We start from the raw sequence: 9,951 nt of genomic DNA, 5'->3' as shown, positions 1-9,951 counted from the left end.
TCAATGCCGCCAGGCGGCCGCGAATCCGGTCGTCGTAGCGCTCATCGAAACCCTTGAGCAGATGAAAGCGCACGTTGTCGCGGCGCACCGACGAAAATCCGTACAGCGCAAAGCGATCGCCGGTGGCCGCCAGCGCCTCGCCGAACAGCAGCAGGCTGTCGCGGATCACCTCGATCACGCGCGCCGTATTGTTGACCCAGGCGTCGGTCGACAGCGACAGGTCGGCCAGCAGCAGGCAGGACAGGTCGCGCTGCTGCCGGCGGCTGTCGAGATACAGCCCGGGCTCGCTTGAGCGCATGCCGCCGATCCTGTCGACGGCAAAGCGCACGCAGGCATCGATGTCGAGATCGTTGCCGGTCAGCTGACCGCGCAGGCGCGCACGCTGCGTGGTCAGTGCCTGAAACTGCTGGCGCAGACGCTTGGCCGGTGCGCGCAAGGCCTGCGGCAGCGCGCATGGTTCGGCATCGCGTGCGAGCAGCATCTGCAGACGGCAATGCGCGGGCTGCAGGCGCTGCTTGCGGCAATCCCATTCCGGCAGCAGGATGCCGTCGGCCAGCATCAGGTCGTCGTCGGCCTCGGCCGGCAGGTCGAGGTCGAAGCGCACCCGGCTGGCGGTGCTGTTGTCGTCGTCGGCGATGCTGAGGATGTCGAGGTCGTTGGCCGCTTTGCTTGCATGCTCGTTTTCGTCCTCGTCGAGCGGGCGGTCGACCTTGATGAATTCGGCCCAGGAGAACAGGCTTTCGGCACGGAACAGCAGCATGAACGGGTTCTTCGCCTGCGGCATGTCGACCCGTTCGGCACGCCGCTTGCGTCCTTCCTGGTCGGCCGTGGATTTGGCGCCCGGCTGCGGCGATTTCGCGCTGCCGGCCTGGCGCTGCTGCCCCGGGTTGTGCGGCGGCTGCGGGTGCAGCCACAGCGGAACCGGCAGCGGCGCCTGCCTGCCGGGCTCGAATTGCCCGACCGAGCCCGGCTCGGCCAGCGCCGCGCGAATCGCGGCTTCGGCCACGCGTTCCTGACCGCTCAAGCTGTCCGGATGCGGACGCAATGCAAACAAGGCCTCGACCAGCTTGCGATAACGCTGCGCCAGACCGGGCAGCGCATCCAGGGTGGCGCGTGTCGCCTGCTGGTTGCGCACGATCCACGGCGCATCCGGCGCAACATCGTGCGCGGCGAGCGCGAGCAGCCACAGGTACAGTTCGCGGTTCTGCGCGCGCTCCGGAAAGACGTCGAGCGCGGCCGGCAGGTGCAGCGTGGTGTCGTCGCTCCAGGTCAGTTCCACCTTGTCGCCGATGCCCGCCACGCGTTCCATCCAGCTGCGGCGCGCGCCATGCGCCGTCGCGGTGCCGGCGCGCAGCGTCAGGCCGGCATCGCCGCCCAGCGCGCGGAAGAAGACCGGCGCAATGCGCTCGATCTGCTTGAGTTCCACGCGCGCCTTGGGAAAGCCGCGATACGCGCTACGGGTGATCAGCCTGTCCCACAAGCCGCCGACGAATTCTTCCATGGCTAGCTCCTGTCCTGGGTCGGGGTGCCGGCGACCGGCATGATCGGTATGGCGCGGGCGGCCCTGACATTGAAGGCGGCTTCGGACTCGGCGTGCAGGTCGTGCACCCAGTTCAGCAATGGGCCGTTCGGGTTGCCGGCCTGCGTCTGGTCGCAGGCATCCACGCATTGGCCGCACTGCACGCAGGCGAACATCATGCGCTTGACGTTGCGCGGGTTCAGGCGCATCGGGCAGACATGGTCGCAGGCCGAATAGCAGGTGGAACAATCCTTGGCGCGCGAGCGCGTGAAGCCGACCACCATCGCCTTGTCGTTGCTCATCCAGGCCAGGCTCTGGAACAGGCCGACCGCGCAGGCATAGCGGCAAAACAGGTGGCGCGCGAACATGAACTCGACGAAGAACGCGATGCTGGCGGCGCTGAGGAAAATCGTCTGATTGCGCGTCAGGGTGCCGTGCCAGATATTGCTGTATATCTCGGCCGGCGGCAGCAGGTAGGTCAGCAGCACCACGGCCCACAAGACCGCGCAAGCGACGACCAGAGGAACCACGGCGAACCACCAGAGCGCGTCGTGGCGGGTTTCGCTGCCGTCGGGATTGCGGGCCGGCAGCGGCTTCCTGTCCCACAGGCTTTGCTTGCCGATCGCGCGCCGCAGCGTCTGGTTGATGGTTTCGACGATCGAGAAATGCGGGCAGAGCCAGCCGCAATACAGCCGCCCCCATTTCAGGCTGACATAGATCAGCGTGCCGCCGATCGCCAGCAGTGGCAGAAAACCGCGCAATACGATGTTCAGCGAGGCCTCGCCGGCGGAAGCGCGGCCGGCCAGGAAATCGTCCATCCCCAGCGTCCAGTCGAAGCCGAACAGGATCAAGTGCTTGAGATTCAGGTCGAGCCGGAAGATGTCGAAGACCGGTGCGAACACGAACAGCAGGAAAAACCCCGCCTGGGTCAGCTGGCGCCAGCGCTGTACCGGCAGTCCAAGCCAGCCGCGCGTGCTGCGCGCGACGCCGGCACGGATTGCGGGCGTTGCCTGAGTGCCTACCACGTGCGGCTCCCGAGCAGGGGGTAGACGAAGGTCTGCCCGGCGATCGCGCGCGACAGGCCGAGCACGCCCAGCAGCACCAGCGTAGCGTGGCAGCACAGCACATACAGCAGCAGCAGTATCCAGGCTGCCGGCTGGTCGAGGTCGACGGTCAGCACGACGAGGGCAGGCACGGCGATCAGCAGCAGGCCCGCCCGCAGGCTCGCCGTGACCGCCTGGCGCAGATGGCAGCGCGTGAGCGGATTGGTGCTTGCGCGATGCCGGTGGGCGAGCCACAGCAGCAGCAGGAAGGCCAGGCCGGGCGCCAGCAGCAGGTTGACCAGGTAGAGGACTTCGGCCTGCACGGCCTGTAGCCGCGGGTCGGAGGGGGCGTCCATGCGATTACTGGCCGAAGCTTGCCTTGATCACTTCCAGCAAGGCCTCGGCGGTGTCCGCGTCGTCGGTCAGCGACTGGACCAGCGCGGCTTCGCAGGCGGCTACCGGATCGCAGCCTGCGCCGATGAGGCTGGCTGCGTAGACCAGCAGGCGTGTCGAAACCGCTTCCTCCAGGTCGTGGTCCTTGAGCTGGCGGAAGTGGCCGGCCAGCGTGACCAGTTGTTTTGCCAGCAGCGGCGCAACCCCGGTTTCGGCGATCACGATTTTCTCCTCCAGCGCGGCCGGCGGAAAATCGAAGTTGATCGCGATGAAGCGCTGGCGTGTCGACGGCTTCAGACTTTTCAGCAGGTTCTGGTAGCCGGGATTGTAGGAAACCACCAGCATGAAGTCGTCCGGCGCCTGCAGCTCCTCGCCGGTGCGCTCGATCGGCAGGATGCGCCGGTCGTCGGTCAGCGGATGCAGCACCACGGTGGTGTCCTTGCGCGCTTCCACCACTTCGTCCAGGTAGCAGATGCCGCCTTGCCGCACCGCGCGCGTCAGCGGGCCGTCCGACCAGACGGTCTGGCCGTCGCCGATCAGGTGGCGGCCGACCAGGTCGGCGGCGGTCAGGTCGTCGTGGCAGGCCACCGTGATCAGCGGCCGCGCCAGGCGCGCCGCCATGTGCGCGACGAAGCGCGTCTTGCCGCAGCCGGTCGGTCCCTTGATCAAGAGCGGCAGGCGCTTGCGGAAGGCATACTCGAAGAGCTCGCACTCGTTGCCGACCGGCTGGTAGAACGGAACATTCAGGGTGGCCTCCAGGCCGGGAGCGGTCAGGTCGTTCATGGGGTTCTCCGGTTAAGTCTGCGCCATGTGGAAGGCATAGCCGATCAGGCCTAGCACCAGCACCAGCCAGCCCAGCACGACCCAGCGCCACGGTGCGATCACGCCTTGCAGGGCCATGAAGCGGTCAATCACGATGCGCCCCTTGACCAGCGTCGTCAGCAGCACCGGGGCCAGGATGGCATTGTCGGAGAGCGCGGCCTGCGACAGGCCGACGGCCACCGCCGTCATGGCAAGCAGGATCAGCCATTGGAAAGTCGCCGCTTTCATCATGGTCAGTGCAACACGTAAATCAAGGGAAACAGAATGATCCACACCAGGTCGACCATGTGCCAGTAGGCGGCGCCGGTTTCGACGCCGCCGTAGCTGGTCGCGCCGTAGCCGCCTTTCCACGCCTTGAGCGTCACGGCGCCGAGGATGACCATGCCGAGCACGACATGCATGAAGTGGAAAAAGCCGAGGCCGAGATAGAACATGAAGAACGTATTGGTCGACATGGTGATGCCGGCCTCGAGCTTGGCGCCGAATTCGACCAGCTTGAGCGCCAGGAATGTGCCGCCGCACGTCATCGCGGCGATCAGCCAGTATGCGCAGGAGCGGGATCGGTCATGCCGGATTTGATCGACGGCACGCACCACGAAATAACTGCTGGAAATCAGCAGGACGGTATTGATGGCGCCGCTGAGCTGGTCCAGCTCCAGTTGCGACGCGTTGAACAATTCGACATTGCGCGTGCGGGCGAATGCATACGCCAGAAAAAAGACGCCGAATACCAGCAATTCGGCAAGAATGAAAAACCACATGGCAAGATCGCCCGGTAGCTCGCGGCGATCGCCATGTGGTGCAGAGGAAATGATTGCTTGGCTCAAGTCGGTATCCCCGTCCGCCCGGCAAGCCGGGCGGATCGTCAAGCTCAGGCCGTAGCGGCTTCGCTCTTGCCCTTGATGAAGAAGCTGCCAATGTACAACAGGACGCCGATCAGGAAGACCAGGCCGGCAACTTCGCGCATCCAGTAGAACAGTGCGACCTGTTCCTGCGCCGCCATGAACGACATCGGCTCTGCCGCGACGCGCTGCAGCCAGATCTGCAGGATGCCGGCGGCGGTCAGGAACAGCGTGATGAAGACCATCGCGACCGTCATCAGCCAGAACGACCACATTTCAACCACTTGCGCGCTCTTGCTGTTGGCGGCACGGCCGCGCATCAGCGGCATGGTGTAGCTGATCATGGTCATCACGACCATCGCATACGCGCCATAGAACGCCATGTGGCCGTGCGCCGCCGTGATCTGGCTGCCATGGGTATAGAAGTTCACCGGTGCGAGGGTGTGCAGGAAACCCCACACGCCGGCACCCAGGAAAGCCATCACGCCGGTGCCGAGCGCCCACAGCACGGCCGCCTTGTTCGGGTGTTCACGCCGTCTGCGGTTGACCATGTTGAATGCGAACACCGTCATCATGAAGAACGGAATCGGCTCCAGGGCGGAGAACACGCTGCCCCACCATTGCCAGTATTCCGGCGCACCGATCCAGTAATAGTGGTGGCCGGTGCCGATGAGTCCGGTAATCAGCGCCATCGCAATGATCACGTACAGCCATTTCTCGATCACCTCGCGGTCCACGCCGGTCACCTTGATCAGCACGAACGCCAGCATCGCACCCATGATCAGTTCCCACACGCCTTCCACCCACAGGTGCACGACCCACCACCAGTAGTACTTGTCCTTGACGAGGTTGCCAGGGTTGTAGAACGAGAACAGGAAGAAAATCGCGAGTCCCCACAGGCCGATCAGCATCACCAGGTTGATCGTGGTCTTGCGGCCGCGCAGCACCGTCATCGACAGGTTGTACAGCATCGCCAGCGCCACGACCACGATGCCGATCTTGGTCGGCAGCGGCTGTTCGAGGAACTCCCGCCCCATCGTGGCCAGCAGGTCGTTGCCGGTCCATTCGGCCAGCGATGCGTAGGGCACCAGGAGGTAGCCGAGGACGGTCGCCGCTCCGGCGACGAGGAATATCCAGAACATCGCCAGGGCGAGCTTTGGACTATGCAACTCGCGTTCCGACTCTTCCGGAATCAGGTAGTAGGCCGCGCCCATGAAGCCGAACAGGAGCCACACGATCAGCAGGTTGGTGTGCACCATGCGCGCCACGTTGAACGGGATGGCCGGGAACAGGAAATCCCCGACCACATACTGCAAGCCCATGATCAGACCGAATACGATCTGGCCGAGAAAGAGGCCGATTGCCGCGATGAAATAGGGCTTCGCGACCGCCTGTGATTTGTATTTCATAAAGTTCCCCGTTTGTTGCATTGCGTTTGATGACGATCTTAGCCCTCAATGTTGGGCGGCCATTTGGATGTGTTGATCTCCGAGGCGTACTTGAGGAAGCTCACCAGGTCGTCAAGCTGCTGCTCGTCCAGGTGAAACTGCGGCATCTGGCGCCGCCCGGGGGCGCCGCTGGGCTGGATCTTCATCCAGGTCTTGATGAAATCCGGCCCGCGCCGGGTGTAGACGTTGACCAGTTCCGGCGCGAAATAGGCGCCTTCGCCCATCAGGGTGTGGCAGCCGATGCAATTGCGCGTCTCCCATATGTGCTTGCCGCGCAAGGCCGACTCGCTCAGGTTCGCGCGGTTGTCGCGCTTGGGAAGCGTCTGCATGGTGTCGAACGTGAGGCCGAGTAACAGCAGGAAGAAGAACACCGCGCCGCCGTAAAAGATGTTGCGGGCTGCGGATTTTGTGAATGCCGAGCTCATTGGTTGGGTCCCTTTCGTTTGCTGGGTTGGATACGAATCGCGTGCTGAGGCGCGTCCTCCACTTGCCTGCGCCAAGCTCGGTTATCGAGGTCTTAATATATATTTAAAATACATCTTAGGTAAAGAGGAAAATTCGCTTGTTGCTTAAGTGAGACAGTTTGGCGAGCGGCGGTCACGCTGCGCAGCCTTGCGGGCCGGGACGCGTTGGGCCGGGCCGGGCGAACCGCACGCATGAAGCATGCCTGCATGCGCTTTCAGGTGGGAGGGGAGGTTGCCGGGCTGGCGTGGTGCGCACGCCTGCTCGCGCGCCCGGTTGCGGTGTCTGCGCTGCTGTCCGCAGGCGTTACGTGGACGTAAAAAAAGGGGCTTACGCCCCTTTTCAGGTTTTTGCTAACGCCGGGGTCAGGACAGGCCGCCGCGGTAGTCTGCGATGCCGGGGTTGGATTTGCCGACGCCGACGATTTTGGGCTCGTTCAGCTTCAGCCCCTTGATGACTTTCTTGTCGCGCAGGTAGGCCGCGACGACATCCCATACCGGTTCACCCTCTGCGCCTTCGCCCACCGGCGCCCAGCCGGCGACCTTGTAGACCGTGTTGGCGTCGACCGGCTTGCCCTTCAGCATCATGTTGCCGATGCGCTGGCCGATTTTCTTGGTCGGGTTGATGGTGTATTCGATACCGCCGACGCGCACCATGTCGCCGCCCTGCTGATAGTAGGGGTCGGTATTGAACAGGTTGTCGGCGACGTCTTCCATGATGTTCTTGATGGTCTCGCCGGTCATCTCCGTCAGCGTGGTCTGCGGATAGGTGATCGCGGTCTGGTCCATCAGGCGTTCCATGGTGATGGCGTCGCCCGGCAGCAGCGTGGTGCCCCAGCGGAAGCCGGGCGAGAAGGCGGCATCCGCGCCTTTGACTTCCATCAGCGCGTCGACCAGCAATTGGTCCCAGGTGCCGTTGAAGTTGCCGCGGCGGTAGAGGAAGTCGTCGGTGACGGCGAGCTTCTCGCTGAGCTTGTCTTCGTAGGGCGCACGCACTTTCTTGATCAGCGCGTCCATCGCCGGGTCGGCCGGCAGCAGGTTGGAGAACACCGGCAGCAGGCGGTATTGGTAGCTTTGAATCTTGCCGCCGCGAACATCGAAGTCCATGACGCCGAGGAACTTGCCGTTGGAACCCGCATTGGTCACCAGCGTGATGCCCTTGGCGTTCTTGACCTTGATCGGTTGTGGCACGCCGTCGTGGGTGTGGCCGCCGAAGATGGCATCGATGCCGGTGACGCGGCCGGCCATTTTAAGGTCGACGTCCATGCCGTTGTGCGAGAGCACGATCACGACCTTGGCGCCGTTGGCGCGCGCGTCGTCCACCCATTTCTGCATGCCGTCGTCGCGGATGCCAAAACTCCAGTCCGGCACCATCCAGCGCGGGTTGGCGATCGGCGTGTAGGGGAAGGCCTGGCCGATGATGGCGATTTTCACGCCGTTCATTTCCTTCATGACGTAGGGCTTGAATACCTGGTCGCCGAAGTCGTTGGTGATGACGTTCTGCGCGACGAAATCGACGCCGGCTTTCTTGAAATCGTTGTTGACGATTTCCAGCACCCGTTCGGCGCCGAAAGTCGATTCCCAGTGCGGTGTCATGACGTTGACGCCGAGCGCGATGCAGGCGTCGACCATGTCCTGCGCATTGGTCCACAGCGAAGTGGCCGAACCCTGCCAGGTGTCGCCGCCATCGAGCAGCAGCGAGCCGGGGCGCTGCGCGCGGATTTTGTCTACCAGGGTTTTCAGATGGGCGAAGCCACCGACCTTGCCGTAGACTTTGGCCGCTTCGGTGAAGTCGAGGTAAGTGAAGGCGTGGGCTTCGGCGCTGCCGGGCTTGATGCCGAATTTTTTCAGCAGATGCCGGCCGACCAGGTGAGGAGCCTTGCCGTTGGCCGAGCCGATTCCCAGGTTGACGTTGGGCTCGCGGAACCACACCGGCATCAGCTGGGCGTGGCAGTCGGTAAAGTGCAAGAATGAGACGTTGCCGTGGCGCGGCACATCGTAGAAATTGGCAGGCGCCTTGCCGGCCAGTGCGGACTTGCTGTCCAGTGCCATGCCGGACGCTGCGGCGACAGCGAGCAATTGCAGAAACTCACGGCGGTTCATGTGCATGGAACGCTCCTCGAAAATAATGTGATGATGTTTTTGGTATTGTCAGTTGATAAGGCGCAGCCGGTAAATGGTAGCTCCGGCCCATGCGCAACCGCACCGGCCCTGCAAATGAAAAAGCCCGGCTGCCCGGGCTTTTTCACATAACGCGGCCGCTTATTTGCGGAATACGGAAGCCTTCATCGGCAGGCCGTTCGACAGCGAGGAATGGAAATACTCCAGGTTGTTCATGGTGGCGCTGCCTTGTGCCGCCGGCACGCCGCGCACCATCCTGAAACAACCGCTATAGCGCTGTTGCAGGGTGGTCAGGGTGTCGCCGCCGCGGAACACCGGCCAGTGCACGGTGTGGCCGATCGCGGGGGAGATCAGTTCGGAGCGCAGACGGACGCCGGCGTTCTGCACGTGGCAGCTGGCGCAGGCGAAGTTGAGCTGCCCCCTGCGGCCGAAGAAGGTCGTCTTGCCATCCTGGTAGGCGGCCGTGGCCTTGGGCCCTTCGACTTTGATATTCACCAGCATGCCGTCGGACAGGGTGCGCATATAGGACGTCAGGACTCCCATGGTTTTCATGTCGTCGACCTTGTAGGCCTCTTCGCCATTGGCGGTGCGGCAGTCGTTGATGGCATCGTGCAGCGTCACGACCTTGCCCTTGGCATCGTCAAACATGGGGTAGTTGCCGGCAATCTGCTTGCCGCCGCTGGGCAGGCAGTCGGCATAGGTTTTGCCGTTCTTGAACGGGGTTTCCCACATCTTGCGGCCGGCTTCGATGGTGGCTTCGTAGGGCGGGAATTCCATGATGGCGTCGTATTGCGCCTTGCTGTCGGCATCGAATGCCAGCGCGCCGTAGACGTAATCTTCAATCTTGACGTTGGGATTCTTGGATGTGTAGTACTTGATGAGTTCCTGCCGGTCCTGCTCGGGCGTAGCGTGCACCGTGGCGGCGCCCAGGGCGATACCCAAACCGGCCATGCCTGCCAGCAGTTTCAAGATGTTTTTTTGTTTCATGCCGTCCTCCTCAAACCTGATGATAAAACGCGAGCGGGGCATGCTGCCCCGCTCGGGTATTGCCTGATTTAGCCGATGGTGGCCTCGGCGGAGTTCTTGTCGCCCTTGTTGTCGACCCAGTTGACGACGACCTTGTCGCCTTTCTTGGGCCCCTTGACCTTGAAGCCCAGGTAGGGGTTCTTGGAGATGCCGGTGCCGAAGTCGGCGCTCAGCACCGCGGCGCCGTTGATGGTGGCCGTCACGTCCTGAATGAAGTGGGCGGGCACCAGCTGGCCGGTTTTGGCGTCTTTGCGCAGGCCGGTTTCCATCGGGTGG

Annotated in this window: 11 protein-coding genes; all 11 read right to left on the bottom strand. The window is 63.3% G+C overall.

The window, feature by feature from the left end; translation table 11 throughout:
- A partial coding sequence (locus BGO62_RS06960; protein ID WP_296640616.1) for a nitric oxide reductase occupies positions 1-1,501 on the bottom strand: 1,501 nt, incomplete at its 3' end.
- A gap of 2 nt (positions 1,502-1,503) precedes the next feature.
- Positions 1,504-2,544 carry a 4Fe-4S binding protein gene (locus BGO62_RS06955; protein ID WP_296640613.1) on the bottom strand — a complete coding sequence of 347 codons (1,041 nt, stop codon included), beginning with the start codon at positions 2,542-2,544 and terminating at the stop codon, positions 1,504-1,506.
- Complete coding sequence (locus BGO62_RS06950) at positions 2,538-2,918, bottom strand: hypothetical protein (RefSeq protein WP_296640611.1); 381 nt, start codon at positions 2,916-2,918, stop codon at positions 2,538-2,540. Before BGO62_RS06950 ends, BGO62_RS06955 begins: the two co-directional genes overlap by 7 nt.
- A gap of 4 nt (positions 2,919-2,922) precedes the next feature.
- A complete protein-coding gene (locus BGO62_RS06945; protein ID WP_296640609.1) occupies positions 2,923-3,738 on the bottom strand; it encodes a CbbQ/NirQ/NorQ/GpvN family protein in 816 nt (271 codons plus the stop codon).
- Between the two features lie 12 nt (positions 3,739-3,750).
- On the bottom strand, positions 3,751-4,008 hold the full coding sequence (locus tag BGO62_RS06940; RefSeq protein ID WP_296640607.1) for a cytochrome C oxidase subunit IV family protein: 258 nt from the start codon (positions 4,006-4,008) through the stop codon (positions 3,751-3,753).
- Positions 4,009-4,010: 2 nt separating this feature from the next.
- Entirely contained in the window at positions 4,011-4,538 is a 528-nt protein-coding gene (locus BGO62_RS06935) for a cytochrome c oxidase subunit 3 family protein (protein WP_296640605.1), read from the bottom strand.
- A gap of 110 nt (positions 4,539-4,648) precedes the next feature.
- Positions 4,649-6,028, bottom strand: a complete 1,380-nt coding sequence (locus tag BGO62_RS06930; RefSeq protein WP_296640604.1) for a cbb3-type cytochrome c oxidase subunit I — start codon at positions 6,026-6,028, stop codon at positions 4,649-4,651.
- Between the two features lie 38 nt (positions 6,029-6,066).
- On the bottom strand, positions 6,067-6,492 hold the full coding sequence (locus tag BGO62_RS06925; RefSeq protein ID WP_296640601.1) for a cytochrome c: 426 nt from the start codon (positions 6,490-6,492) through the stop codon (positions 6,067-6,069).
- Between the two features lie 402 nt (positions 6,493-6,894).
- Positions 6,895-8,637: a thiosulfohydrolase SoxB gene (soxB, locus tag BGO62_RS06920; protein WP_296640598.1), complete on the bottom strand. Its 1,743-nt coding sequence runs from the start codon at positions 8,635-8,637 to the stop codon at positions 6,895-6,897.
- A 153-nt stretch (positions 8,638-8,790) separates the two neighbouring features.
- Complete coding sequence (soxA, locus tag BGO62_RS06915) at positions 8,791-9,636, bottom strand: sulfur oxidation c-type cytochrome SoxA (protein ID WP_296640595.1); 846 nt, start codon at positions 9,634-9,636, stop codon at positions 8,791-8,793.
- A gap of 68 nt (positions 9,637-9,704) precedes the next feature.
- Positions 9,705-9,951, bottom strand: a 247-nt coding sequence (gene soxZ / locus BGO62_RS06910; protein ID WP_296640593.1) for a thiosulfate oxidation carrier complex protein SoxZ, incomplete at its 5' end; no start/stop codon positions are given.

Source organism: Thiobacillus sp. 65-1402, assembly GCF_001897685.1.
Lineage (GTDB): Bacteria > Pseudomonadota > Gammaproteobacteria > Burkholderiales > Thiobacillaceae > Thiobacillus.
This window is presented reverse-complemented; position numbering and strand designations above follow the sequence as displayed.

Bases quoted from the DNA above. Each gene is read 5' to 3' on its own strand.
- BGO62_RS06950 (WP_296640611.1), bottom strand. From the start codon at position 2,918: ATGGACGCCCCCTCCGACCCGCGGCTACAGGCCGTGCAGGCCGAAGTC.
- BGO62_RS06945 (WP_296640609.1), bottom strand. From the start codon at position 3,738: ATGAACGACCTGACCGCTCCCGGCCTGGAGGCCACCCTGAATGTTCCG.
- soxB (WP_296640598.1), bottom strand. From the start codon at position 8,637: ATGCACATGAACCGCCGTGAGTTTCTGCAATTGCTCGCTGTCGCCGCA.
- BGO62_RS06935 (WP_296640605.1), bottom strand. From the start codon at position 4,538: ATGTGGTTTTTCATTCTTGCCGAATTGCTGGTATTCGGCGTCTTTTTT.
- BGO62_RS06940 (WP_296640607.1), bottom strand. From the start codon at position 4,008: ATGATGAAAGCGGCGACTTTCCAATGGCTGATCCTGCTTGCCATGACG.
- BGO62_RS06925 (WP_296640601.1), bottom strand. From the start codon at position 6,492: ATGAGCTCGGCATTCACAAAATCCGCAGCCCGCAACATCTTTTACGGC.
- soxA (WP_296640595.1), bottom strand. From the start codon at position 9,636: ATGAAACAAAAAAACATCTTGAAACTGCTGGCAGGCATGGCCGGTTTG.
- BGO62_RS06930 (WP_296640604.1), bottom strand. From the start codon at position 6,028: ATGAAATACAAATCACAGGCGGTCGCGAAGCCCTATTTCATCGCGGCA.